A 338-nucleotide genomic window follows, 5' to 3' on the forward strand; every position below is an offset into this window, starting at 1 on the left:
AAAGTCATACGTACTTCTTTGATATCCAGAAGTGTAAAGTGTGTCCTTTTAAAGAAGGCTGTTATAAAGAAGGAGCGAAAAGCAAGACCTATTCTGTCAGTATTAAATCCAATGAACATATAGAACAGGCTACATTCCAGGAGAGTGAATATTTTAAAGAAAAATCAAAAGAACGTTATAAAATAGAAGCGAAAAACAGTGAATCGAAACAAAGACACGGGTATGATGTTGCAATTTCCTCGGGTCTCTTAGGTATGGAAATGCAAGGAGCCATGACCATATTTGCCGTCAATTTAAAACGAATTATGACATTATTGAAAGAAACAAAGTGAAAAGTT

At 34.3% G+C, this 338-nt stretch carries 1 protein-coding gene; it reads left to right on the forward strand.

Annotated features, from left to right (window positions below; all coding sequences use genetic code 11):
• On the forward strand, positions 1–332 hold a 332-nt coding region (locus SB754_RS19570; RefSeq protein ID WP_410784063.1), incomplete at its 5' end, for a transposase.
• Positions 333–338: the final 6 nt, after the last annotated feature.

Source organism: Leifsonia sp. SIMBA_070 (assembly GCF_046534635.1).
Taxonomy (GTDB): domain Bacteria; phylum Actinomycetota; class Actinomycetes; order Actinomycetales; family Microbacteriaceae; genus Leifsonia.